Genomic DNA, 25,628 nt, shown 5'->3' on the forward strand with positions numbered 1-25,628 from the left:
GGCACGGCATCATGCCGTAAGATAGGCGCCATGCCCGGATCTCCCGCCCCCTCGGAACTGGAAACCCGACTGTCCGGTCGCTATCGGGTTGAACGATTGCTGGGACGGGGCGGCATGGGTGCCGTGTATCTGGCCCGCGACCTGCAGCTTGATCGACTGGTGGCGATCAAGGAACTGCCGGAGGAGTTCGCCAACGATCCCGCGCTGCGCGAGCGGTTCCTGCGCGAAGTGAAGGTGGCGGCGAGCTTTTCGCATCCGAATATTGTGCCCGTGTATGCGGTCGAGGAGCACGGGCAGTCGTTGGCCTTCGTGATGGGATTTGTGGAGGGGGAAAGTCTGGCGGAGCGCGTCCGGCGCGCCGGACCGTTGTCCGTGCGGGAGACGGTTCGGCTGTTGCTGGACGTCGCGTACGCGCTGGCGTATGCGCACGGACGCGGCGTGGTCCATCGCGACATCAAGCCCGATAACATCATGATCGAGCGCGCAACGGGGCGCGCGCTCCTCATGGATTTTGGCGTAGCGAGATCGATCGGCGCCGCGCCCGCTTCGCAACCCGGAATGACACGCGTGGGTGAAGTGGTCGGCACCCCGGAGTACATGAGCCCCGAGCAGGCCACTGGCGAGGAGCTGGACGGTCGCAGCGATCTGTATTCGCTGGGATTGGTGGCGCATTTTGGCGTGACCGGCACGGTGGCGTTTGGTGGTGAGAGCGCGGCCCGCGTGCTGGTGCGCCAACTCACCGAGGCCTTGCCACCGATGGTCTCGGTGCGTGGTGATTTGCCACCGGCGCTGGCCACGGCGATTGATCGTTGTCTCACGAAGGAACGCACTCAACGATACGCCAGTGCGGCTGCGCTCATCGAGGCGCTCGATGCGGCGCAGGCCGCCGCCCCCGAGATCCCGCTCGCGATTCGTCTGTTCGCCAATGATCTCAACATGCTGCTCTTAGTGCTGCTCTTTGCAACACTGTTCGGCTTGACCTCGCTGGGCGTGCTGTCGCGTGCGCAGCGAAATCTCACGCCACTCCTGCCAAGTCTGGCGATGATGGCGGTTCTGGCGGGCCGTGTGTTGCAGTCCCGCTCCGAGATCCGTCGAATTCGCGCCGATGGCTTCACGTCTCAGGAGATCCACCGCGGATTGGTGGCAGTACTCGCCGAGCGGGAGGCACGCCGTCAGCAATTGCGCGCCAATGCGATCGTGGTGCGCCAGCGTCGCTACACGGCGCGCATGGCCATCGTGTTGCTTCTGGGTGCCGTTGGGATGTTTGTCGGCGGACTCGCCACTCGCTACGTCGTGGACGGTCGGGACATCACGCCGCCATTGGGCATCGTCCTGATCTTCTCGGGCATTATCAGTTTCGGCTTCGGCATGGTGCTATTCGTGCGCAATCCACTCAAGGCGCCAGCCGACGAACGGTTCTTCCGACGCATATGGCTCGGACCAGTCGGACGGCGGATTCTTGGCATATCGGGTGCAGTGGCGATATCGAACCCGGCCCGCCGTGTGGCCGCTCCCGCGCCCATGGCGCCGGGCGTGACAGCAGACGCACGGATCACCGCGCTCGAGGCGCGGGTGACGCGCCTCGAGCGGGATATCCAAGCGCCTTAGGCGCGCGCTACAGTTCCCATCCTTTGCGGTACTGGCGCGTGAGGAACTGATTGGCCTCGGGGATGTTGGTGATGTTCATCGCGGGGCCATCGTACAACACCTTGCGACCCTGACCGGCTCGCAGTGCCGCGATACCCAGCAGCATGGTTTCCGTGAGTGGTGCAGCGAGCGAGAACGGCGAACTGGACTTGGCCTCGCCCTTGGCCGCAGCCACCCAGTTCATTTCGTGCGAGACCGTAATGCGGGGCAGCGTCACGGCCAACTTCTCGGCTTTCTGTGCCAGCGACTCCGGATAGATGCGCGGCTTATTGCCATAGGTCTCGTAGAACATGATGCCCTTCTCGCCAATAAAAACCCCGCCGCCGCCATCACTGCCGGGGTTGGCCATCGGCGCATCATCGGGCAACAGCGCCGGACGCGGGGGCATGAGACCGCCGTCATACCAGTAGAGCTTCACCGGTCCGCGTTTGCCAACCGCCGGATAGTCGTATTGGACGAAGGTGGCCATCGGGTATGTCGCCGGCGTCTTTTCGCCGCCGCCCCAGGGGCTCGATGACGCGACGATGCTGGTGGGCGTGGTGAGTCCCAGCGACGTATACGGCTGATCGATGAGATGGGCACCCATATCGCCGATGGCCCCGACGCCGAAGTCCAGCCACCCGCGCCAGGCGAACGGATGATACGACGGATGGTAGGCAATCTCCGGGGCGCATCCCAGAAACAAATCCCAGTTCAGTCCCGGCGGTGGCGTTTGATCGTTGGCGGCCATGGCTGCACGCACCGCGTTGTCCACGGTACCCATGTTCCACTGCGGACGCGGATTCGGTGGCGTGGTTGGTGCGGGCGCATTGGCCGCCCGCGGACGCGGGATGCCCTGCGCCCAGTAGCGCACCGGGCGGTCAGTCCAGACGTGCACCTCGTGAATCTTGCCCAGCAATCCCGAATTGATGATCTCGCTGATGCGGTGCGACCCCTCCATGGAGTGACCTTGATTGCCCATCTGCGTGGCCAGATTCGGATTGGCCGCCGCCGCCTTGGACAGCAGTCGGGTTTCGTGCACCGAATAGGCCAACGGCTTCTGCACGTACACATGCTTGCCCAGCTGCATCGCGGCCAGCGCGATGGTGGCATGCATATGGTCTGGTGTGGCGATCAGCACCGCATCGATGTCCTTCTGCTCAAGCATCTTGCGGTAGTCGTCGTACTTCGTGGCCTTGGTATAGGCCTCACCCAGCTGCACGTTCTGCGGTGTCGGCTCTCCAGTACGCGGCTTGATGCGCCCCTGCAGCGATCGCTCGACGTAGGGAAAGTCCACATCGCAGATGGCCACAATATTCTCGGACAGCAACTGCGACATGTTGCTCATGCCCATGCCGCCGATGCCAACCATGGCGATGTTCAGTTTGGCGCTGGGAGCGCGGTAGCCGACGCCACCCAGCACTGAGCGCGGCACAATCATGGCGCCCAACGCGAGGGTGGTCGAACCGGCAACAAAATCGCGACGCGAGACGGGAGAGGACATGGGATCGCGGAGAAAGGGGGAGAGATTCGCCCCCTACTCTACGCCCAGTCAGCCCCTCCCGCCAGCGTCAGAAGCGCAGCAGGCGGGCCGGCGTCACACGCGATGGGTCACCCACATACGCCCAGCGGACGTTCACCATATAGGTGCGCGCCGCATTCCGGATGTCCGCCGGTGTGACCGCGCGCAATTCCTCGACAAACTTGCCGGCACGCCGGAAGTCGCCCTGATACAACTCCGCACGAGCCAGCATGTTGGCCTGGTCGGCATTCGTTTCGTTGTCCAGAAAGTACGTGACGATGAATTGTTGCACCAAACGCTCAAGACCGTCTTCGGTGATCTCGCCGTTCTTCATCGCCTGCACCTGCTCCAGCATGATGTTCAGCACTTCGTCGGGCGACGTGGTGGTCACATACAAACCGCCCATCGACAACGCGCGCTCCACGAACGGCGCGTTCACCGAATAGGTCAGGTTCCGCTTGGAACGGACTTCGGCGAACAGGCGCCCTGAGACCACCGCGCAGGCCAGGCGCAACGCCGCGTAGTCCTTTGAATTGGCCGGTGGCCCCAGGAAATACCCTTGCAGGTAGTTGGTGGGCAGGGGACGCTTCTCGATTACGTAGGCGCCTTTCTGTTCCTTTGGTGCCGGCGGGAGCGACCAGACATAGCCGCCTCGCGGCAGGCGACCGATGCTCTCGCGCACCAGTTTCTCCACACGCGTGCGCGACACATTGCCCACCACCACCAGCAGCATGCGCGACGTCACCAGCTGTTCCGTACGATACGCTTTGAGATCGGCCACGGTGAGTTTGGTCAGCGACGCCTCGGTACCCACCGCGTCCAACGCATACGGATGCCCCGAAAACGCAATGCTGTCGGCCAGGTAGTCGAGCAGCGCGTCGGGGCTGTCCTTCCGCTGCCGCACCCCGGTGACGTACTGCTCGCGCACCAACTCCACCTCGGCAGGGTCCAACGTTGGCGCGAGCAACCGATCGGCGAGAATGGCCCAGGTGGAATCGAAGTTGGTCACGGTTGACCGCAGCCCGATGGCCGTCCAGTCGACACCCGGGCTGACGCCAATCGCGCTGCCCAGCAACGCCATCTTGCCGCGCAGCACATCACGCGAGTACTTGGCCGTGCCGTGCTCGGTGGCCTCGAGCAGGAAGTTCTCGATGCCTTGGGTGGCTGGCGTCAACTGTCGCACGCCGCCCAGCAAATACAGATTGGCGGCCACCACATTGTTGGCCGACACGCGACGCAGGATGACCGGGATCCCGGCGACATCGAAGCGTGTCGTGAGCGTATCCTCTGCTCCGGTTGCCACGGAAACCGCCGGGGCCGCGATGGGCCGAGCGGGTGCGGGGCGTGTTGCCGTGGCCTGCGCGACAAGCGCCGTCGGCAAGAATGTCAGCATCGTCACCAGCCTGTGGGCGCGGTTCACGGGCGCACCACGGGGCGGGTCGCCGGCGTCAGCAATTCCTGTTCGGTCAGCTTGATGGATTTCCGTGCTTCGGGCGACAGCAAGATGCTCGTCACGCGCGGCTTGCCTTTGACATACGTGGTCGTGTAGCGCATGAGATCGGTTATGCGTTGCTGCGCCATTTGGTCGGTGTAACCCATGAAGTAGTTGAGACTGGCCACGCTCCACCAGAACCCGATGGTGTGCGCAATCTCCGACGCCTTCTCGATGCCAAAGGCGCTGGTGGTGGTGCGCTGCGCTTTCACGGCCTCAAGCTCACGCGGCGTGACGTAGGTGGGATCGGTGAAGCGCGCAATCTCGCGCTCCAAGGCGGCCAGCGCTGGTCGCAACTTGTCAGGCGTGGTCTGCCCGCTGATGGAGATCGGCCCCACCTGATTGAGTGTGTAGTAGTTCACGCCGATGCCCTGCCAGAGGCCCGTATCGACCAGATTCTTCTGGAATGTTGAACCCGGGGTGTTGAGCGCGTCGCTGAACACGTCGGCCGCATACGTGGAGGCCGGATCTTTGCCGACGCTTGGCCCTTGCCACTGGATGAGCACCGCCACGGCATTGATGGGCTGCTCAATAATCAGCGCCTTGTTGCCCTCCAGCGCCGGAATAGGCGGAATCGGGTCGGCCACAAAGGGGTCGGCGCCACGCGGCCAGTCGCCATAGATCCGCTCGGCCAGCGCAAAGACTTTGTCGGGATCGACATCGCCCGTGACAATCAGCGTGCTGTTGTTGGGAACGTAGTACTTCTTCTGGATGTAGCGCATCTTTTCCGGCGTGACGTTGGCAATCACGTCGCGATCCCCGATGGTGTTCTTGCGACTCGACTGGCCGGGATACAGAAACTCGGTGGACTTCTGGATCAGCTCGAACCCCGGCTCAGCCTCGTTACGGTCATACTCGCCCAGAACCACCACCTTTTCGCGCTTGAGTTCATCCTCGCGAAACAGCGGATTGCGGAGCGCACTGGCTAAAAAGCGCAGGCCGCCTTCGAGCGAGTCAGCCGGCAGGGTGAGGTAGTAGTTCACCACCTCTTCTCGCGTACTGCCGTTGAACACCGCGCCCAGTTCTGCCGCGCGATCGGTGAACATGTCCGGTTCGGGCAGGTCCTTGTTGGCCTTGAAAAACATGTGCTCGTACATGTGTGCCAGCCCGGCGTACTCGGGCGCCTGGGTGAACGCCCCATTGCGCACGTCAATCTCCAGCGTGGCAATCGGCACGCCGTGATTCTCCACGACAATGACCTCCAGGCCGTTCACCAGCACCCTGCGGCGCAGCACTTTGTCGAGCTCGGCGCGAGACTGGGCCGGTAGCATACGCGGCAGGGCGGCTGAAACGGCGGCGATCATCAAAGCGGCCAACCAGAGATGCCGTGCTCGGATCGGGAGACGTCGCGTACGGACGCGTGCGAAAGCGGACATTCGAGGACGAGTGGGTGAGTGGCGACAGCTACGGGCGTGGGCTCGATACCCCGTAGCAGGCAGTCGGGGTCCGGTCGGCATCCTGTAGGATGACACCATGATGGACGATGCCGCCAGCGTACGCGATATTGTGGAAGTCCCATCTCTGTTCTTCCGACGACGAGACCCGCAATGCCCCGTACCCTCCGTATCACCGCGTTTGCCCTCGCGCTCCTCGGCGTCGGTGTCATTGGGTACGGTGCGTGGAAGAATCCCGAACGGGGTGCCATGGACGCCACCGCCCGCGCAGGCGTGCCCGGACACTTCGTCACGCTCTCACGCGGTGCGACACACTACGACGTGTCCGGGCCGGACACCGGGCGCGTCGTCTTGCTGGTGCACGGCTTCTCGGTTCCCATGTACATCTGGGACTCCACCTTTTCGGCCCTTGGAGCAGCGGGCTATCGGGTCATTCGCTACGATCTCTATGGCCGTGGGTGGTCCGACCGTCCCGATGCCGCGTATGACGGCCCGATGTACGATGCCCAGATCGATGAGTTGCTCGATTCATTGCACGTCACGCAGCCCGTCAATTTGGTGGGCCTCTCGTTCGGTGGATTCGTGACAGCGCACTATGTCGCGGGCCATGCGCGGCGTGTACGTACGCTCACGCTGGTTGATCCTGCCGCGTCCTCTTCGCCATTGCCGGGATTCCTGACCCTGCCGGTTCTCGGTCCCTGGATCTGGCAAGTCACCCAGATTCCCGGCAAGGCCGAGGGTCAGTACTCGGACTTCTTGCACCCCGAACACTATCCCACCTGGGCGGATCAATACCGTCCCCAGATGCGGTACAACGGTTTCGGTCGATCGTTGCTGCGCAGTGCCGTCACCATGAGTCACACGGATTTCGGAGCGCTGTTCGCCGGTGTCGCCAAGACCAGCGTGCCGGTGCTCCTGATCTGGGGTAAGCAGGATCAGACCGTTCCCATCGCGCTGTCCGAGGTGGTCCGCACGAACGTTCCGTTGGTGGACTTCTTCCCGGTCGATTCGTCCGGACACCTGCCTCATATTGAGCAAGCGGCGATAGTGAACGCCAAGCTCCAGCAGTTCATTACCGCGCAACCACTGCGCGCGCTTCCTGTGCCGTGACCGACACCACTTTCCCTCCCGACCTGCCTGAGCTGAGGCTTCCGATGCGCCGATCGACATTTGTCGTGCTGCTGCTTGCCCTCGTCTGCTGTGTCTTTCCGGAGGCGCTCCAGGCGCAGGCGAAGAAGCAGCGGGGTGACCGTGCCCGCATTACCCGGGATGATCTGGCCGAGGCACCGTCGAGCGTCAATACCGCGTTCGACGCCATTCGCACGATGCGCGCACATTGGCTCACTCCGATGATGGGCCGCACGGCGTCTTCGAACGCCTCAAGCGCTGGCGGTGGCGCCACTGAGGTCGTGGTGTATATCGACGACATCAGACAGCCGTCGACCGAAGACTTGAAGACGGTGAAGGCGGCCACCATCGTCGAAATGAAGTTTCTCGACCAGAATCGTGCCATTCAAATGCGCGGCCCAGGTCATGAACTGGGTGTGATCGAAGTGACCACCATCAATAAGCGAAAGTGACCCCGGAACAGATCGCCGACGCCCTCAGCGCACCGCTCGACGATAGCCGGCTATACATCCGCGAGCCGCTCGCTCCCTACACCACGTTTCGCATCGGGGGGCCGGCGGACGTGTTCTATGAAGCGACATCGGCCGATGACCTCGCGACCGCGGTGACGCAGGCGCGGGCCATTGGGATTCCGTGGTTCGTGCTGGGACTTGGGGCCAACATCCTGGTGGGTGACCAGGGCGTGCGCGGTCTGGTAATCCGCAACCGCGCCGTGGCCCATTCCCTGGGCACCGATGGCCTGCTGTGGTCAGAGAGTGGGGCCGTTGTGCAGGATCTGGTGCTTGAGACCGTGCGTCAGGGATGGTCGGGGCTTGAGCACTATGTGGGCATTCCAAGTACGGTTGGTGGTGCGCTGTGGCAGAACCTGCATTTTCTTTCGCCGGCCCCCGAGCGCGATCGCACCATGTTCATCGCCGAACGATTTGTGTCGTGCGAAATCCTTGGTGAGGACGAGTCGCGTCGCGACGTGGGTGCCGACTACGTGCAATTCGGATACGACGAGTCCGTGTTTCATCATCGTCGCGACGTGGTGTTGTCGGCGCGCTTCCAATTGGAACCGCGTGATCCCGCCGATCTGCACCGCGTGTTGCAGGAAAACCTCTCGTGGCGCGGGTCCCGGCATCCGTGGCTGGCCATTCACCCCAGTGCCGGCTCGATCTTCAAGAAGATCGAGGGCGTGGGGGCGGGCCGACTCATTGATCAGTGCGGGCTGAAGGGCTTTCGCGTGGGTGACGCGCAGATCTCCCACATCCACGCCAATATCCTCGTGAATCTGGGCCAGGCCACGGCGGCGGATGTGCGGGCACTTATTGCGCACGCCCAACGGGCGGTTTTGGAGCGCTTCGGATATCATCTGGAACCGGAAATCGGATTCATCGGCGAGTTCTAGAGCGATTGTGGTCGAAACGGGTATGACGGGTCAGGCGTATATCGATCGAGCGCCCTTCCACCCGAATCTGTCGTTGTGACCCTTCGCCGTCTTGTTCCCTTCCGGTTGCTGCTCGCGCTTTCACTCGTTGCCTCGCCGCACGTAGTGCAGGCGCAGCAGGTCGACGTCATCCGCGGCCGCATCACCGGCCCCGACAACGCCCCGCTGGAAAATGTTACCGTCGTGGTGACCTCCATCTCCGGCAACGTCAATCGCACCGCGCGCAGCGACAAACAGGGGCGCTTCACCGTCACCTTCCCCGGCGGGGATGGCGACTACCTCGTCACCCTCACCGCGCTGGGATACGGACTCAAGCGATTCGAGGTGAAGCGCGCCGCCGACGAGGACATTCTCATCGCCGACGCGAAACTGTCGAAAGTGGGCACGGTGCTCGATGCGCTGAAGGTGACCGCCGCGCGCGACAAGGTGAGCCGCAATGATCAGACGCAGCCCGACGTCAGTGGCACCGAGCAGCGGATCAGCAACAATTTGGCGTTGCCACCGGACCAGCTTGGCGATCTTGCCGCGATGGCGGCCACGTTGCCAGGGGTGCAACTGGTGCCGGGACAGGATGGTGGCGCCAATGGGTTTTCGGTGCTGGGACTTGGTGCCGATCAGAACAACACCACCCTGAACGGCATGAGTTTTGGCGGCGCGGGCCTGCCACGCGATGCCAGCGTGATCAGTTCGCTCATCACCTCGCCCTACGATGTGTCGCGCGGCGGATTCAGTGGCGGGCAGTTCAGCCTGCGCACGCGCCCAGGCTCGAACTTCAGTGTGCGGGGATTGAGCAGCACCGTCGATGCCCCGCAAATGCAGTGGGCCGATCGTGCCGCCCGTTCGCTGGGCCAGGAGTACACCAACCTGTCGCTGGGCGGCTCGGTGTCGGGTCCACTCGTGTATGACAAGGCTTTCTACAACGTGGCCTATCAGTTGGGTCGCCGCAGCAACGATTTGCAGACGCTGCTCAATACCGATGCCACGGGGCTGCAAGCCTCAGGCATCGCGGCCGACTCGGTGCGTCGCCTGGTGTCGTTGCTGCAAGCCGCCAATGTGCCCACCACGTACTCGGCGTTGCCCGGCAGCCGAATTGGTGATCAGGGATCGCTCTTTGGCGCCGTCGACATCACGCCGCCGTCGTCCACCAGCGGCCAGTCGTTCAACGTCGCCTTCAACGGCAGCTGGAATCGCGCGAATCCAGCCACCGGACTTAACACGTCGCTTCCCACGGCCAGTGGTGAGCGCACCGGATGGAATGGCGGTGTGCAGGGTCGTCAGAGTGCCTATCTCACCGTGCGCGGCATCGGCATTCTCACCGAGACATCAGTTGGCGTGAACGCCTCGCACAACGACGGAACCCCGTACGTGGCACTGCCCGGGGGGCGTGTTCGGGTGAATTCGTCATTCGCCGATGGCACCACGGGCGTGCAAACACTGGCCTTCGGTGGCAATCAGTTCCTGGGGCTCTCGCAGTCGGCCACGAGCTTCAGTGGCATGAATCAGCTGTCCTGGTTCAGCGCCAACAACAAACATCGGCTCAAGCTTACCAGTGAACTGCGTCGCGACGGCAACACGCAGGATCAGACCGTCAACCGACTGGGCACCTTTTCGTACAACTCGCTGGCCGACCTGCAGGCCGGGCTGCCGCTGTCGTACACGCGCTCGCTGGTGCCCCGGCGGCGCGATGCGGGTATTGTGGTGGGTGCGCTGTCGTTGGGCGATTCGTATCGACGTACCAGCACCGTGCAATTTCAGTACGGCGTACGACTCGACGGCAACGCGTTTTCCGACGCACCCGCCCGCAATGTCAGCGTCGAGCAGTTGCTTGGTGTGCGCAACGATCTGGTGCCCAATCGAGTGTTCGTCAGCCCGAGGGCGGGGTTCTCCTGGGCCTACGGCACCTCAACACAGATTGGCGCCTTCGCGGGCGCATTTCGCGGGCCGCGAGCCGTGGTGCGTGGTGGGATCGGCGTGTTCCAGAGCACCCCGCAGGCCACGCTGGTGGGAAGTGCCATCGACAACTCCGGCTTGCCCGGCGCCGTGCAGCAGCTCGTGTGTGCGGGTCCAGCCACCCCGGTTCCCAATTGGAGCGCGTACACCAATCCCAGCGCCATTCCCGATCGATGCGCCGACGGCAGCACGGGGACCGTGTTCGCCAACGGTGCGCCCAACGTGGTGTTGTTCGCGAAGGACTACCGCGCGCCACGCAGTATCCGCTCCAACCTGCAGTGGGGCGGCGCCGTGCTGAACAACCGGCTGTTGGCGACAATCGACGCCACGTACTCGTACAACACCAACCAAAGCAGCTTCGTCGATCGCAACTTCGCCGGCGTGCAGCGATTCGTGCTCGCTGATGAAGCCAATCGACCCGTGTACGTGCTGCCGTCCAGCATCTTTCCATTCACTGGCGGTATCGCCAGCGGCGATGCGCGTGTGGCCAGGCAGTTCGCCCGCGTCACGGAACAGCGGGCCGATCTCAATTCCGTGAGTCGGCAAATCAGCGTGCGGATCTCGCCGCTCAACTTCAGTTCGGGATTGAGCTGGGGAGGGAGTTACACCTATGCAAACGTCCGCGAGCAGTTTCGCGGATTCAACAGCACGGCGGGCGATCCCAGGGGTATCGATTGGGGTCGCTCCACCTTCGACTCGCGTCATCAGATTACCTACAACCTCGGCTACAATGCATTCGACCTGATTCGCATCAACTGGTTCGGCACGGTGCGCTCCGGCACGCCGTACACGCCGGTGGTGGGCGGCGACGTGAACGGCGATGGTTTCGGCAATGATCGGGCGTTCGTGTTCAATCCGGCGGTGGCGACCGACGGCGCCGTCGCAGCGGGCATGCGCTCCCTGCTGCAAGGCGGTTCGCGCGGCGCCCGCGAGTGCCTCGAGTCGCAACTCGGTCGCCTGGCCGGTCGGAATAGTTGTCAGGGACCATGGACCACCACGGCCAACCTCAGCATTTCGCTCAACCCGCTCAAGGTGCGCATGCCACAGCGCGCCACCTTGTCGTTCAACATCTCCAACCCGCTGGGTGCGGCCGACCTGATGTTGCACGGTGAAAACAAGCGCAAGGGCTGGGGGCAGACCGTGTTCGCCGATCCGTCGCTGCTGTATGTGCGTGGCTTCGATCCGGCCACGGGACGTTACACGTACGAAGTGAACCAGCGGTTCGGCAACACGAATCCGGCCTTCAACACATTTCGTACGCCGGTCACGCTCACCATGATGTTGCGCTACGACATCGCACCGACGCGTGAGCGGCAGGTGCTCACCCAATCGCTCGACCGCGGACGCCGCACCGATGGCGTCAAGGCTATCGAGTCGATAGTCAAGGCGCAGTTCAGCAGCGCCGGCATCCCGAATCCGCTGGCTACCATTCTGCGCGACCAGGACACACTCAAGCTGTCGGCCGCACAGGCCGACTCGCTGGCGTCGCTCAACCGGCGATTCATTGTGCGCATCGATTCGATCTGGGCACCGGTGGCCAAGCGACTCGCCGCGCTGCCGGACAACTACCGCCACGACGAAGCGTATGCGCTGTACCGGGAGGCGCGTGAGGCGTCCATCGACCTGCTCATCAGTGTGGCACCCACGGTAAAGGCGCTGCTCACCAGGGAACAGCGGCGCAAGCTGCCCCCATACGTCGCCAGCGCGCTCGACCGACGTTACCTCTCGAATATTCGTTCCGGGACGGCCGGCGGAAACAGTGCGTCTGCGCGCTAGCCCTCTCATCTCCTTCTTCGGCGAATTCATGCGATCACTTCGCACCGTGTTGCTGCTGTCGTGCTCCGCCCCGCTCGCACTCCGGGCGCAAGACCGTCCCCCCATTCGTCCGCTTGGTCCCGTGCAGTCCTCCAGCACCGACTCGCTTGGCGCGACCATGAACGTGCGCGCGTTGCCCAACGGCCGCCTGCTCATCAATGACGTGATGAGTCGTCGGGTCCTGTTGGTGGACAGCACGTTCACCGTGCTCGCCATCGTGGCCGATTCCACCAGCAGCACGGCCAATGCCTATGGACCCAGCAGTGCCAGCCTGATCCCATTTCGCGGAGACTCCACGCTGTTCATCGACGCGGCGTCGCTCTCGATGCTGGTGATCGATCCGTCGGGCAAGATCGCGCGCGTGATGTCGGTGCCGCGAACGCAGGACGCCGGCATGTTGGTGGCGGGCGGCCTGGGCGCTGGCGCGTTTTATAGTGGCAATCATCTCGTGTATCGGGCAGCACCGCGTTTCCAGATGCGCATGGGCGCCAACGGTTCGCCCGGCATGCCCTCGGTGGCGGATACCATGGCGGTGGTGCGCGTCAATCTGAGCACGCGTGTGATGGATACGGTGGGTTTCGTCAGGATTCCCAAGGTGAATACCAGCATCGGCAATGTCGATGGCAAGTTCAGCGTGTCCATCGAAACGAACCCGCTGCCCGTCATCGACGAATGGGCCGTCACATCCACCGGCCAGATCGCGATCATTCGCGGCAAGGACTATCACGTGGATTGGATGTCGCCAGATGGCACACGGAAGACTTCGCCCAAGATGCCGTTTGACTGGAAGCGCATGAGTGATGACGACAAGGCGACGTTCCTCGATTCCGTGAAGGTGCAGCGCGAACGATTCGCCGCAGCGAATCCCAGTCAGGCCAGTCAGATCGCACAGGCGTTCAGCACCATCTTTGGCGGGAGCGCCGCGACCGCAGCGCCCATGATGGCAAGCATGGGAGCGGGATTTGGCGGCGGGCCAGGCGCGGGTGGCGGACGCGGTGCGGGCGGCGGTGGCGGTGGCATGCCACAGGTATCCATCCAGATCACATCGGTGCTGGCAAGTGAATTGCCGGACTATCAGCCCCCGTTTTTTGCGACGTCGTCCAAACCGGATGCCGACGGCAATGTGTGGATCCGCACCATCAACACCAGGATGATTCCTGGTGGCGCGATCTACGACGTGATCAACGGTAACGGCGACGTGATCGATCGGGTGCAGATCCCGGTGGGTCGCTCCATTGCCGGCTTTGGGCCCGGCGGCGTGGTGATCCTGGCGCGCGTGGAGGGGACATCGACACGCCTCGAGCGCGCGCGGGTCAGGTAACCCCTAGGCCTCTCGTGACAACTGCGCTCTGGACTTCTGCCGTCCCCGAGGACTGGCATCGCGACCTTGCGCGCTACGATGACGTGATCAATCGACAAAAGGTCGCACGACTACCAGCGCTGGACCGATGGTATCACGAGGAACTTCCGGACGCGATATTCTTCGCGTCTTGCACCGCACCTCACACACGTCGAACTGGTCCAGCTCACCGAATGGAAAATGGCGCGCGGCGTGTGGCGCGCGCCGAACCTGGTGCTGGTGCGCGGGAATGCGCCGGAGCGCGTGGTCGAGGTGAGCACCGCGGCACTGGCGCTGGTGCCGCATCCCACGTATCCGGTCGCCACCGTCGCCACCCTGGCGGGTGTCGGTCCCGCCACCGCGTCAGCCGTGGTCGCCGCGTATCACCCAGCGGTCTATCCGTTCTTTGATGAGCTGGTGGCCGCACAGATTCCAACGCTCGGCAAGATTGAATGGACACTCGGCTACTACGCCAAGTACGCGAAGGCGCTTCGCGAGCGGGCGTTGCAACTGCCGAATGGCTGGACCCCGCCGATGGTGGAACGTGCGTTGTGGGCGCACGTTGGAGGCAAGGCGGGCGCGAGGTAAGTCACCCGATGGCTGATATGTGGAGGCGGTTATGCGTGCACGTGTTCGCGATGTGGCGTCCGTGGTGTTGCTGGCGATCGGTGCAGCGACGGCATCAGCGCAACCGGTGCGGCGTATGCCGCTTAAGCCGGCGAACGCCACGCTCGACGCCGAGTTCGTTGGCATCACATCGTTGCGCGAGGTCGCCGATGGACGCGTGATCGTCACGGATGGGCGCGATCAGCAGTTGTATCTGGCGGATTTCAAGGGCAACAGCGCGTCAGTTCTGGGGCGCAAGGGCAAGGGGCCGGGTGAGTGGCTCAATGTCGGCTTTGTGCAGGCACTGTCAGGTGATTCATCCATCATGGGTGACTTTGGCAACGGGCGCATGCTGTTGTTCGACGGAGCGCGTATTGTCGGACTGGTGCCGCCGGATCATCCGTCTGCGATGATATCATTGTCATCGATGTCGGGCGCGGATCGGTTCGGACATCTGCTCGGTCGCAAAGAAGACCCCGCCGACGCCGCCAAACTGGAGTTCACGCGTGCCGATTCCAGCGCGTTGGTGCTGGTGGCACTGTCCACAGGCCGCCTCGATACCGTCGCGAAACTGCGACAGCGACCACGTCGCGTGAATGTCATACTCGGGTCGGACGGGAAAGCCCGCGGCCGGGTACTAGAGCCGAGCGAACCAAACGCGCAGGAGGAGATTGCGCGCCTCTTTGCCGATGGATGGATTGCGGTGGTCCGCCTTGAACCGCTGCGTGTGGATTGGCGTTCGCCGGATAGGCGTTGGACGCAGGGCGCGCCCTTTCCGCTCCGGCCGATGGCGGTAGATGCCCGCGAACGGAAGGCTATTGAAGCACGTCGCGCGCAGTCTCGGGAAGAAACGCGGAAGATGGGCATGCCGGAACGTCAATTTCCGCCGTTGCCCACGTCGATTCCGGTGATGGCAATTTCGGTGGTGTTGCGCGAAACACCGGATGGCCGACTGCTCATTCGCCGCAGCACCAGCGAGGCCGATCCGGCGGTGCGCTATCTCGTCATCAATCGCGCCGGCACCATCGACGGCGAAATTGTCGTAAGCGCGCGCGCGGATATCATCGGCTTTGGTCCGCGCTCCATCTACATCGCCTTCAAGGACGACGACGACATTCAACGACTCCGGCGTCACCCCTGGCCGTGACTTTGAACCGCCAAGTGCGCGAAGGGCGCCAAGGACATAGGTGGTACTTCGCGTCCTTCGCGTCCTTTGCGGTTCAAAAGTGGCGGTTACGGCACTCGCACCGACACAAAATCCCACACCCGCGCGCTGCCAAAGTGCATGGCCGTTACGCGGCCCTTGCCGTCGCGCGTAAACCACGCCGTCCCACCGCCATTCGCAAACGCATCGCGATAGGTCGCCGTCAGCGTATCCACCGCGCCAACGCGCGGACTCACCGTGAGCGTGCCATTGGCCGCCGCAACGGAAAACGTCACGCCGATCTCGTCGTTGCGATATCGCCCCACAACCGACGCCAGCTCGGCCGCGGTCGGCACCCAGACCGACTCCGCCATGTACGCGAACACCACCGTGTCCCCGTCGGCCGTGGGCTGACGCAGACCGGTTGGCCGACCGTCGCTGCCCAGCGTGAACCGCACCCGCGACGCACCCATCAGGTACGTCCCATCACGCAACGGCCGCAGCACGCCGGCGCCAATGCGCTGCAACTGTCCCTTCGCGGTGTCCAGTTGCATCACCGTGTTGGTGCGCGTATCGCGATAGACACCGCGCAGTCGCGCGTTCGCCGCGACATCGGCGACGATGGTATCGGGCACCGCCGCCCGCGCCAGTCCGGGCACGAGCGCATCCACCAACGCATGCGTGTACGCGGTCGCGGCCGCGCCGGCCGCATTGCACATCACCGCGATGGACAGATTGTCCTGATCGGGATAGCGCGCCAGGAACGTGCTGTATCCGGCCGTTGAGCCCGAATGCCCGATTTCACGCGTGCCGCGATAACGGGTGACCGTGAGCCCCAGCGCGTACTGAATTTCCATGCCACTGGTGAGCTTCATCTGTCGGGTGATGGAATCCCCCGCGGCGCTGCCCAGCGACTTCTTCGTCAGCGCCTCGTTCCACAGCAACCAGTCTCCCACCGTGGTCAGCAACCCACCCGCGCCGATGATGTTGTCGAATGGCATGTCGAGATGCCATCCATCGACCTTTCGCGAATACGCCTGAGCGAGACCCGGTACCAGTTTCGTGAAATCGTCGCGCCACTGGGTATGCGTCATGCCCAGCGGCGTGAAGATTCGTTCCGCCGTGAAGCGCGCCAGCGGCATTCCGCTCACCCGCTCCACGATGCTGCGCAGCAACAGGAATCCGGAATTGGTGTACGAGTAATAGTCGCCCACCGGATAATTGAGGGACTTCTGGTGCGTGATCAGTTCGAACACATCGGTTTGCGTGTGGGCCCGCGTGCCGCGCGGCCACCCTTGCCACTCCACCAGGTTGCTCCATTCGCGCAGCCCGCTGGTGTGCGTGAGCAAATGGCGCACCGTGATGGGGCGTCCGTACACCGGCAGTTCGGGCAGGTATTTCCGGGCGTCGTCGTCCAGTGACAACTTGCCATCCTGCATCAGCAACAACACCGCTGTGGCGGTGAACTGCTTGGCCACCGAGCCCGACTCGAGAATCGTGCTCGGCGTGATGGGCCGCTCACCGGCCAGATCGGCCATGCCGTAGCCGCGCGTAAGCAGGGTGCGACCGCCACGCGATACGCCAACGGCGCAGCCCGGACCATGGGTGTTGTTCCAGGCCGCAAAGACGCGGTCGGCAATCGCCGTCACATCGGTCGCTTGTGCCTGCGCCACCATGACCGGCAGTGCCAGCAGTGTGGCGCCACACGCCGTCCGCGTCCAGACGCGCATCAGCCGCCCCGACCCGCGCGCGGCGGTGCCGGCAAGGTGCCCTTGTTGGCAATGGCTTTCCGGATCGCGTCGACGGTGGTGGCGGCGCGGAACTCAATGATCTCTTTCGCCAACGCCGTGTTCTTCTTCTTGTCGGCCAACGACACGCCGTTGATCGACGCCTTGCCCACCTTGATACGTTCATCCAACCGGATGGCCTTGGGGTCGTCGGCATAGATGTTCAACGCGATGATCGGATCGTCGTGCAGACCATCCGAGGCACCGTCGACGATGCCATGGTTCTTCATATAGGCGGCGACTCCCGCGTAGTCGTAGTACTCCTGGATGTGCGCGACCAGCGGCATCCCGCCCCACAGCTTGTTCAGCGAATCGGCGACGGAACGCTGACCGGATTGATTCCCGCCGCTGTCGCCGATCAGAAACATCTGCGTGAATCCGTGGGCCTTGAGGCTCGTCACGAGGTCGGTAAGGATGTCGTTGAACGTGCTTTGACGCATGCTCAAGGTGCCGGGCGACGTCATGTGACTGCTGGGCGGTTCCACGCCGCCCTCCGGCACGAATTTCACGATGGGTGCGCACAACGCGTTGCCCAGCTTGCGCGCGATCGCTTCGCAATTCTGATGCAACACAAAGTTGTGTTTGCCCAGCGCAATCCACGGGCCATTCGGCTCAATACCACCGGTGGAGATGATGACCGTGGTCTTACCCGCCTTCATGGCATCGCGCACGTCCATCCAGGTCATCTCTTCCAGCCACACCGTATTGGGCGACGGAATCGGATTCACCGCGTCGGCGCAGTTGTACGGATTGTTGGCACAGTTGCCGCCACCCATGTTCCGGCCGGCGGCGGCGGGCGGCGCACCCTGGGCACCCAGTGGTGAGGCGACCAGCGCGAACGCGAGGCCGGCGGCGACGGTCCTCCACGACAACGCGGTGCAAATCGAGAAGGGGGACGTCATGGATGGATCTCCAGGTGTGGTGGGCGGTGGGATGGGACCCGTGGACGTTGCCGTCTCGGCGCGCGAGGCGCCAGTATCGACCACAATCCGACTTATGCATTTGCATTCTTGCGGCGTTGGCACGACTGTACGGAGAGTCGTCGGCACCGCCGCGCAGCGTTTCCCCCGGGGTGCGACGTACTTGTGGTAGTGCGTCGTTGTTCACTTTTCTCCCGTGTACCGCCATGGCTTTCCCCGCCCGTTTCGCTGTCGCCCCGTTGTTCGCGCTGCTGATTGCCGGCCCGCTGGCTGCGCAGCAACCGCCCACGCCACCCGCGTCTGCCACACCACCAGCCGCCGCAGGGCAGCGACTGTCACTCGCCGAACTGCGCATACTGGCCGAAGCGCAGGTGGCCATCGCGGTCGTGCTCGATTCCAGCGGCGCCGAACTGGCACAGGTGCGCAACAAGACGCCGCAGGCGCAGGTCGAGATGCAGGCCAAGCGGAAGAAGCTGGTGGCCGACGCCTTGACCAAGAAGGGCATGAGCGTCGACGAGTTCGAGCGTCGGCGTTATCTGGTGAGCAACAACACGGCGATGCGCTTCCAGTTCGACTCGATCGTGGCCGGACTCACCGGGCAGGCGTTGCCCGGTACGGTCGTCGCCGCAGCTGCCGCGCCGGTCATCGCGCTTCCGGCCGGGCTGGTCGGCATCGCCGTGGGGTACGTGGCCGCCAATTACCTCGACACGCCCGGCAAGGCGGGATTGTTGGCCATGGCGCGCACCGAGGCCGGTGTGGCCGTGCAGCACGCCGGCTTCATGGCGCGAGCGCTGGACAATCTGCAAACACTGCAGATGCATGCCGGCCACGTGCTGCACGCGATAGATCCCGGCACGATGCCAACCGCCACCGCACCCGGCAAAGGCTATGGAGTGAAGCGTGCCCTCGACGGCGTGATCGCGTATTCCGATCTGGCCGCGGCCACGGTGGGGGCGTCGGCCAATGTGAAGGCCCACACGCCGCACATCATCGCCGCTGCCCGCAGTACGTCGAAGCGCGCCGATCAGGTCATCGCCATCGCCCGCAAGATCCAATCAGCGACCACGGCCACCGCTGCCGCCGCCTTGGTGGGTCAGCTCACGTCGCTGTGCAATGAACTCGTTGCCGGCATCGATCTCAATGCCGACGGCAAGATTGGATGGGGCGACGGAGAGGGCGGGCTGCAGCAGGCTCAGGACCACATGAACCTGCTGCTCGCCGGTGAGAAGAAGCCCTGAAGCAGTGCTCGTGAGCTGTTAGCAGCTCACACACCGATGGCTGTTTTTCGCACCCAACTTCTCGAGTAACAGAATCGTCTCCGGGAACGGCCGGAGACGCTGCACCGGTCCGTTGGCCATATCGACCGTGGTCCGTCCATTGCGCGCCACCGCCTTCACATCTGCTCCCTTGCTGACAAGATAGAGGATCATCTCGTTGTCACCGCGCGCTGCCGCGTGGTGCAAGGGCGTGTAGCCGGTGAGATCGCGTTTGTTGACGTCGTGATGCAGCTCCTCAACGAGATACTTGAGGGCGGGCATCCATCCGTCGGGCGCATGACGATGGGAGTTGCCCGCGAAGCCGTTGCCATATCCCACCCCGGCCGCGGAATGGATAGGGTACGTGCCAGTACCAGGTGGCACCGCCTTCATCGCCGAGTCCGTCGCCGCATCGATAGGGCCGACACCCGCGTTACCAGGACCGTCCGCACCACCGGCGCCACCGCCGCGCGCGAACGCCGCCGCACCGGCCGCACCGGTCACCTGGCCGCCCGCACCAGGAACTGCCCCTCCGCCGCCAGCGCGACCGCCGCGACCGCCAGCGCCCGCCGCGCGGAATGACGGCATGGTATCATCGGCCCCCGCCGCTTTGAGCATCCGCATGGCGTCCAAGTCGACCGCGTACGCCGCGCGCCAGAACGGGGTCGTGCCATCCAGCATTTCCAGGCCGCAGTTCGCGTTGCCGCAATTGTTGTAGGCAAAGAACCACAGATTCTTCTTGAGTCGCACATTGACGTCGGCGCCGCCCTTGAGCATCGCCTGCATCAACTCGATGTGCGTGACCTGTTGCGTCTGTACGGCCTGCGGCTGCGGATACCGCGACCGCGGCGCCCACTGCGTGTTGAGGACCGCGTACAACGGGGTGAGGCCGGCCGTCGTGGCCAGCTTCACGTCGGCGCCGCGCTTCACCAGCTGCATGGCAAGGTCGAACTGCCCGTTGATGGCCGCCATCACCAACGGCGTCGTGCTGTCGGTGGAGGTGGGCGCATTGATCGCCGCACCGCCATCCACCAGTGCCATGGCCGCCGCGATGTTCCCCTGTCGCGCCGCATGGTGCAGCGCCGTCATGCCACCCATGCTGCCCACGGTGCCTTCATAACCGGCCACGTTGCCTTCCAACAGCTCGCCCTGCTCTGGTGCCTTGGCCGCCACCGGCGCGCTGAACACCGCACGGCCAGCCAGAATCGCGTCCTGAATCTGCGACGGCTTCAAGAGGTCGGTTGGCGGCGTCGGACTGCCGCCCCGTGCCACGAATTGCGCGCCCGCACCGGCACCGCCGCCGCGGTTCGTATCCGGGGCTGCCGCGACACCAGGTGCTGCCGCTGGCGCGGCGGGCGCAAACGAGTTGCGCGCCGCCGCATCCGCAGCGGCTTTCGCCATCACGGCCTTGATCGAATCCCGCTGCTTCTCGGGGAGCGAGGCCAACAGCACTTCATTGCGCTTCTTCGCCGCCGCCTGCGTGCGGGCCAGTTCCTCGTTGAGATTCACCGACCGTGTCTTGACTGACGGATCGGCGCCCGCTTTCACCAGCACGCGAATCGCATCGGCCCGGTTGTTCTCCGCCGCAAACATCAGCGGGGTCTGACCCCACGCGGTCTCCTGCGCGTTGGGATTGGCTTTGTGCTTGAGCAGGGCATCCACCGCTTCGGCGCTTCCCGAAGCCGCGGCCAGATGCAGCGCCGTGGCACCGGTCCCGGTGATCGTGCCGGCGTCAGCGCCACCCTCCAGCAACGCCTTCACCACCGCTCCGCGACCCGACTTGCTGGCCACGTGCAATGGGGTGTAACCGCCAACGTTGGTCTTCGCATCCAGCTTCGCACCGGCGCGCAGCAACGCCGTCGCCATTGCGGCGTCGCCACGATCGGCCGCCCAATGCAGCGCCGTCATGCCATCGCCACGGGCCACCGTCGCGTCAGCGCCCTGCGCCAACAACGACTTCACCGTGGCGAGATCCCCACGCTCGGCGGCCTCCACCATGGCCGTGCCGAGATTCGTGCGCGTGTTCGCCACCCGCGTCGTGGTCGACCGCGCACGATCACCCGTCGCCGGACGGGGGGCATTCTGTGGCGTGTTCTGCGCGGCCAACACACTCCACGGTCCGACCACGAGGGCGGCCGCGAGGATTCCCAGACGTGACGTCATGACGTTGATCTCCTTACACCGTGAGCGCGAACGGGCTGACGCTGTCACCGAACACCGGTGCATCGACGCCGAACTTGTGCAACAGCGACAACATGACGTCGGCCATCGGCGTGCCATCCGGTGCCTTGAGATGCACGTTGCCCGGCAGCATGCCGCTGGCACCGCCCATCAGCACCAACGGGCAACGACGGTGATTGTGGATGTTGCCATCGGCCATCGGCGAACCGTACACGATCAGCGTTTCATCAAGCAGGTTGCTGTCGCCGTCGGTGGTATCCTTGAGCCGCTGCAGGAAGTACGGCAGCATGCTCACGTGATACTGATTGATCTTGTTGAATTCAAGAATGGCCGACTCGCGACCGCCGTGATGCGACGCCGGATGGAATCCCTTGTTCGTGCCGCTCTCCGGGAAAGTGCGGCTGGACGCATCGCGTCCGGTCTTGAACGAGAACACGCGCGTCATATCCGACTGGAACGCCAGCACCTGAATGTCGAACATGAGCTTCATGTGTTCGGAGAACGAATCGGGCACACCCGACGGTGCCTCGGGCAACAGCCGCTCTTCGCCGCTCTTGTTCTTCGCTTCCACCTGCTGGATGCGCCGCTCGAGTTCACGCACATTCTCGAGATACTGCTCGACGCGTTTGCGATCGGTCGCGCCCAGATCGCGCTTGAGCGACGACATCTCGCCCATCACCCAGTCGAGAATGCTGCCGTTGTCGCGGCGGCGTGCATTGCGATCGGCGTTGTTGTTGCCGGCGCCAAACAGCAGGTCGAACGCCGCGCGGGGATTGCGAATCATCGGCAGCGGCTGCGTCGGCGACGCCCAACTGATGGTGTCGGTATAGGCGCAGGCGTAGTTGTACGTGCAGCCGCCGGCCTGATCGAGATTCTCGATGCACAGCTGCATCGACGGGATCGGCGTGTCCTGCCCGATATGGCGCGCCACGATCTGGTCGAACGAGTTGCCGACAAACAGATCGGACCCCTGCGTTTGCTTGGGGTGCGACTGCGTCAGGAACACCGCGCTCGACCGGAAGTGATCACCGCCGATTTCCGGCGCGTCGAACGCTTCGGCCATGCGCACGTCGGTGTTGCTGATGATGTTGACGTACTTGCGCCACGGCTCGAGCGAGCTGAGTGCCCCCTCGGGATTGAGCGTGAAGTCGCGGCCGAGCCCCTGTGGCGCCCACAGGTACTTGGACGCGCCCCACGCATTCGAGCCGGCCGCACCGTGCACCGACTCGATGCACACCAGCCGCGTCCGCTTGGCCGCCTCGGCGGCGCCACCGACCTTGGCGATGAATCGGCCGGCCGGTTCCATGGCGTCGAGATACGGCAGTGCGATCGTGGCCGACAGTCCGCGCAGAAACGTCCGGCGGTGCAGGCTCTTCTGGGTCAGAAACTCCATCGGGCGAGCTCCTCGAAAGGTCAGTTGTGAGACGCGTCAGCCGACACCGGCTCAGCGCGCTTGCTACGGAAGGCCTTGCTGTTCACCACGCCCATCACAAACGTCGAAAACCGGTAGTCTTTGGCCGCGGCATCACGCGAGATCGCGCGGACCGTGGTTTGATCATACGCCTCGACACGACGACCCAGCGCGTACGCCATCAAGTTCTCCGTGAAATTGCGCACCAGCGGAATCGGCCGCGCCAGCAACGCCTTGGTCAGGTCGGCGGTGGTGAGCAGTTGCGTGCCGTCGTACAACTCGCCGCGGGTGTCCAGCAGCGCGCCGTTCTCGCGATAGCGCAGCTTGCCGGTCACATCGAAGTTGTCGAGCGCCAGCCCGATCGGATCCATGAATAGATGACAGCTCTTGCAGGCGGGATTGGCGCGGTGCATCTCCATGCGCTCGCGCGTGGTCAGCTGCTTGCCGTCCTTCGCACCAGCCGTCTGCTCCAGATCGGGCACGTTTGGCGGTGGCGCGGGCGGCGGCGTGCCCAGCAGCACCTCCATTACCCACTTGCCGCGCAACACCGGCGACGTGCGATTGCCCAGCGACGTCTGCACCAGCACGCTGCCGTGCCCCAGCAAGCCGCGGCGCGCCGCATCGGCGTACGCCACCTTGCGGAATTGCGGGCCGGCGACATTCGGAATCCCATAGTGCTTCGCCAACCGCTCGTTCACATACGTCGAATCGGCGGTGAACATGCTCAGGATGTTGCGATCGTTCCGCACAATATCCTGGAAGAACAGTTCCGTTTCCCGCTGCATGGACTCGGCCAACGCCGAATTGAAGTCGGGGAACAGGAAGGCATCCGGATGCACCTTTTCAAGATCCTGCAACCGCAACCACTGCGCCGCGAACCGGGTGGACATCGCTTCAGCGCGCGGATCGGCGAGCATGCGCTTGACTTCGGCGTTGAACACGGCGGGATCGGACAGGCGCTTGCGCTCTGCGAGTGACTGCAGGCGCTCGTCGGGGATGGTGCTCCACAGGAAGAACGAGAGGCGGGAAGCGAGTTCGAAATCGTTGATGCGGAAATCCGTTCCTTCCGCGGCATTCGCCGGCTCCTTCTCAAACCGGAACACGAAGTACGGACTGGCCAGCATCGCCTGGACACCCATGCGGACGCCGGTCTCGAAACCATCGGATGATCCATCGGCCGCCGCTTGATCGTAGAACTTCATCAAGCTCTCCCGGTCGCGGGCGGTCACCGGGCGGCGATACGCGCGAGCCGCCAGACGCGACAGGATCTGATCGGCGCAGGCACGCTGGGCGGCCTTCGCGGTGGGATGGCAGGTGAAGATGCGATCACGGCTGGGGGAACTGGACAATCCGGTGACATTCTTCGGGCCGGTGATCAACACCTCCATCAGCGGCGGCGGTTCGGTGGTGCCGGCGGAACCGGTGCCACCCGACGCGCGCGACCAATCGTGTGGCTTGATCAGATCCTCATAGGGCCCTTCCGCCTGGCGCACGAACGCCACCGACACCTTGCGCTGTCCCGCCTTGATGCGGATGGGCTCCGTACTGATATAGTCGGCGCCAGCGGGCAAGTCGGCCGACTCGCCATTGCGGGATACGCCGCGGTCATAATGCAGCAGCGCGACCCGCACGCCGTCTACCGACACGTCAAGATCCTCGATAGGGCGACCCACGCCACCACCCACGTTCAGGCGGAACTGGTATTCACCATCGGCCGAGAAGTTGTTGGTGAACACCATGCCACCACGCGTGCCGTAGGGGGTGCCTTCCACATGATCCCACGGATGCTGCGAACCAAACGGAGACGTCTTGTACAGCGCCTGTACCGCGCCGGCGGAACGGTCACCGATCGCCATGCGACTGATGGAGGCGGCCGCATTGAGATACCCGTCCAGCAGCATCGGCGACAGCGATTGCACGTCGGAAATGTTGTCGAAGTTGGCGCTCTTGGTATCGAGCGGCAGCCAATCGCCGGCGTTGATTTGCAAACCGAAGAGATCTCGCACCACCCGCTCGTATTCGGCGCGATTGAGTCGCTGGAACGTGCGGTTGCCCGGATTGATGGGCGCCCCGTCCATGACTTTCTCGAGCGTTTCCGTCAGCGCAAGCAGCGTGTCACCGGCGGGCTTCCGGGAACCTGGCGGCGGCATCATCTGCGCGCGCATCTTGCGGATGATCTTTTCCGTGACCTCGCCGTCTTCAGTCGCGCTGTCGACGACAAAGCTCTTCAGGTTGAGATTGCCGCGGCGCATCGTGGGGCTGTGACAGTTCACGCAGTACTTCTGCACCACCTCAGTGAGCGCCGTCGTGCTGATACCGCGCGCACCAATGACGGAGTTGGCCGATCGGGGAGCGGCGGGTGTGTTCACCGCATGACTCGCATACGTCGTGGTCGCACGCCACGGCGACAGTCGCGTCGACGATTGCGATGAGACCAGACTCGGCGAAAGCGAGTTCGCCATCGAGGCTGCACCAAACACGCTGAGACACGCAAGCAGACGCTTCATGCTACCGGTCACTCCGCAGGGAATGAGGCGCTGGACCACGCCACGGGTTGCCGCACGTTCCGTATCCGGTGGGAAGGAGACCGGATCGGGCCTATATAGTTGCTGACGATTAAATTACGCG

General features: G+C 63.9%; 17 protein-coding genes. 9 read left to right on the plus strand and 8 right to left on the minus strand.

Translation table 11 applies throughout. The features are described from left to right. The first annotated feature begins 30 nt into the window (after positions 1-30). The gene (locus IPP90_09135; protein ID MBL0170878.1) at positions 31-1,608 is read left to right on the plus strand and encodes a serine/threonine protein kinase; all 1,578 of its coding nucleotides are present in this window, start codon (positions 31-33) and stop codon (positions 1,606-1,608) included. Between the two features lie 7 nt (positions 1,609-1,615). On the opposite strand, the gene IPP90_09140 is transcribed toward IPP90_09135, so the two are convergent. From IPP90_09140 to IPP90_09150, 3 genes are all read right to left on the minus strand, one after another. Beyond that, entirely contained in the window at positions 1,616-3,130 is a 1,515-nt protein-coding gene (locus IPP90_09140) for a Gfo/Idh/MocA family oxidoreductase (protein MBL0170879.1), read from the minus strand. Positions 3,131-3,197: 67 nt separating this feature from the next. Beyond that, on the minus strand, positions 3,198-4,541 hold the full coding sequence (locus IPP90_09145) for an insulinase family protein (GenBank protein MBL0170880.1): 1,344 nt from the start codon (positions 4,539-4,541) through the stop codon (positions 3,198-3,200). A gap of 23 nt (positions 4,542-4,564) precedes the next feature. Further along, entirely contained in the window at positions 4,565-5,875 is a 1,311-nt protein-coding gene (locus IPP90_09150; GenBank protein MBL0170881.1) for an insulinase family protein, read from the minus strand. Between the two features lie 312 nt (positions 5,876-6,187). On the opposite strand from IPP90_09150, the gene IPP90_09155 reads away from it, so the two are divergent. The 7 genes from IPP90_09155 (at position 6,188) to IPP90_09185 (ending at position 15,448) form a co-directional block, all read left to right on the plus strand. Then, positions 6,188-7,144, plus strand: a complete 957-nt coding sequence (locus IPP90_09155) for an alpha/beta hydrolase (GenBank protein ID MBL0170882.1) — start codon at positions 6,188-6,190, stop codon at positions 7,142-7,144. A gap of 44 nt (positions 7,145-7,188) precedes the next feature. Then, the gene (locus IPP90_09160) at positions 7,189-7,614 is read left to right on the plus strand and encodes a hypothetical protein (protein ID MBL0170883.1); all 426 of its coding nucleotides are present in this window, start codon (positions 7,189-7,191) and stop codon (positions 7,612-7,614) included. After that, positions 7,611-8,552 (plus strand): UDP-N-acetylmuramate dehydrogenase, encoded by a 942-nt coding sequence (gene murB, locus IPP90_09165; GenBank protein ID MBL0170884.1) that lies wholly within the window; start codon positions 7,611-7,613, stop codon positions 8,550-8,552. The genes IPP90_09160 and murB overlap by 4 nt, the downstream gene beginning before the upstream one ends. Positions 8,553-8,627: 75 nt before the next feature. Further along, complete coding sequence (locus IPP90_09170) at positions 8,628-12,317, plus strand: TonB-dependent receptor (protein MBL0170885.1); 3,690 nt, start codon at positions 8,628-8,630, stop codon at positions 12,315-12,317. Positions 12,318-12,345: 28 nt separating this feature from the next. Further along, a complete protein-coding gene (locus IPP90_09175; GenBank protein MBL0170886.1) occupies positions 12,346-13,677 on the plus strand; it encodes a hypothetical protein in 1,332 nt (443 codons plus the stop codon). Positions 13,678-13,896: 219 nt separating this feature from the next. Continuing rightward, the gene (locus tag IPP90_09180) at positions 13,897-14,283 is read left to right on the plus strand and encodes a hypothetical protein (GenBank protein MBL0170887.1); all 387 of its coding nucleotides are present in this window, start codon (positions 13,897-13,899) and stop codon (positions 14,281-14,283) included. A 31-nt stretch (positions 14,284-14,314) separates the two neighbouring features. Beyond that, positions 14,315-15,448: a hypothetical protein gene (locus IPP90_09185; protein ID MBL0170888.1), complete on the plus strand. Its 1,134-nt coding sequence runs from the start codon at positions 14,315-14,317 to the stop codon at positions 15,446-15,448. An 86-nt stretch (positions 15,449-15,534) separates the two neighbouring features. Here IPP90_09185 and IPP90_09190 read toward each other — a convergent pair whose 3' ends face one another. Both IPP90_09190 and IPP90_09195 read right to left on the minus strand, forming a co-directional pair. Then, a complete protein-coding gene (locus tag IPP90_09190) occupies positions 15,535-17,175 on the minus strand; it encodes a beta-lactamase family protein (GenBank protein MBL0170889.1) in 1,641 nt (546 codons plus the stop codon). Then, positions 17,175-18,134: a creatininase family protein gene (locus IPP90_09195; protein MBL0170890.1), complete on the minus strand. Its 960-nt coding sequence runs from the start codon at positions 18,132-18,134 to the stop codon at positions 17,175-17,177. The genes IPP90_09190 and IPP90_09195 overlap by 1 nt, the downstream gene beginning before the upstream one ends. Before the next feature lie 224 nt (positions 18,135-18,358). On the opposite strand from IPP90_09195, the gene IPP90_09200 reads away from it, so the two are divergent. Beyond that, positions 18,359-19,390, plus strand: a complete 1,032-nt coding sequence (locus tag IPP90_09200) for a hypothetical protein (protein ID MBL0170891.1) — start codon at positions 18,359-18,361, stop codon at positions 19,388-19,390. Positions 19,391-19,408: 18 nt separating this feature from the next. Here IPP90_09200 and IPP90_09205 read toward each other — a convergent pair whose 3' ends face one another. The 3 genes from IPP90_09205 to IPP90_09215 are packed head-to-tail and all read right to left on the minus strand — an operon-like array spanning position 19,409 to position 25,462. Then, the gene (locus IPP90_09205) at positions 19,409-21,571 is read right to left on the minus strand and encodes an ankyrin repeat domain-containing protein (protein ID MBL0170892.1); all 2,163 of its coding nucleotides are present in this window, start codon (positions 21,569-21,571) and stop codon (positions 19,409-19,411) included. A gap of 13 nt (positions 21,572-21,584) precedes the next feature. After that, complete coding sequence (locus IPP90_09210; protein MBL0170893.1) at positions 21,585-22,982, minus strand: DUF1552 domain-containing protein; 1,398 nt, start codon at positions 22,980-22,982, stop codon at positions 21,585-21,587. Positions 22,983-23,002: 20 nt separating this feature from the next. Beyond that, positions 23,003-25,462 (minus strand): DUF1592 domain-containing protein, encoded by a 2,460-nt coding sequence (locus IPP90_09215; protein MBL0170894.1) that lies wholly within the window; start codon positions 25,460-25,462, stop codon positions 23,003-23,005. Between the last annotated feature and the right edge of the window lie 166 nt (positions 25,463-25,628).

Source organism: Gemmatimonadaceae bacterium, from assembly GCA_016720905.1.
Lineage (GTDB): Bacteria > Gemmatimonadota > Gemmatimonadetes > Gemmatimonadales > Gemmatimonadaceae > Gemmatimonas.

Coding starts and splice junctions, on each gene's coding strand:
- IPP90_09135 (MBL0170878.1), top strand. CDS start 31: ATGCCCGGATCTCCCGCCCCCTCGGAACTGGAAACCCGACTGTCCGGT.
- IPP90_09140 (MBL0170879.1), bottom strand. CDS start 3,130: ATGTCCTCTCCCGTCTCGCGTCGCGATTTTGTTGCCGGTTCGACCACC.
- IPP90_09145 (MBL0170880.1), bottom strand. CDS start 4,541: ATGCTGACATTCTTGCCGACGGCGCTTGTCGCGCAGGCCACGGCAACA.
- IPP90_09155 (MBL0170882.1), top strand. CDS start 6,188: ATGCCCCGTACCCTCCGTATCACCGCGTTTGCCCTCGCGCTCCTCGGC.
- IPP90_09160 (MBL0170883.1), top strand. CDS start 7,189: ATGCGCCGATCGACATTTGTCGTGCTGCTGCTTGCCCTCGTCTGCTGT.
- IPP90_09175 (MBL0170886.1), top strand. CDS start 12,346: ATGCGATCACTTCGCACCGTGTTGCTGCTGTCGTGCTCCGCCCCGCTC.
- IPP90_09180 (MBL0170887.1), top strand. CDS start 13,897: ATGGCGCGCGGCGTGTGGCGCGCGCCGAACCTGGTGCTGGTGCGCGGG.
- IPP90_09185 (MBL0170888.1), top strand. CDS start 14,315: ATGCGTGCACGTGTTCGCGATGTGGCGTCCGTGGTGTTGCTGGCGATC.
- IPP90_09190 (MBL0170889.1), bottom strand. CDS start 17,175: ATGCGCGTCTGGACGCGGACGGCGTGTGGCGCCACACTGCTGGCACTG.
- IPP90_09195 (MBL0170890.1), bottom strand. CDS start 18,134: ATGACGTCCCCCTTCTCGATTTGCACCGCGTTGTCGTGGAGGACCGTC.
- IPP90_09200 (MBL0170891.1), top strand. CDS start 18,359: ATGGCTTTCCCCGCCCGTTTCGCTGTCGCCCCGTTGTTCGCGCTGCTG.
- IPP90_09205 (MBL0170892.1), bottom strand. CDS start 21,571: ATGACGTCACGTCTGGGAATCCTCGCGGCCGCCCTCGTGGTCGGACCG.
- IPP90_09210 (MBL0170893.1), bottom strand. CDS start 22,982: ATGGAGTTTCTGACCCAGAAGAGCCTGCACCGCCGGACGTTTCTGCGC.
- IPP90_09215 (MBL0170894.1), bottom strand. CDS start 25,462: ATGGCGAACTCGCTTTCGCCGAGTCTGGTCTCATCGCAATCGTCGACG.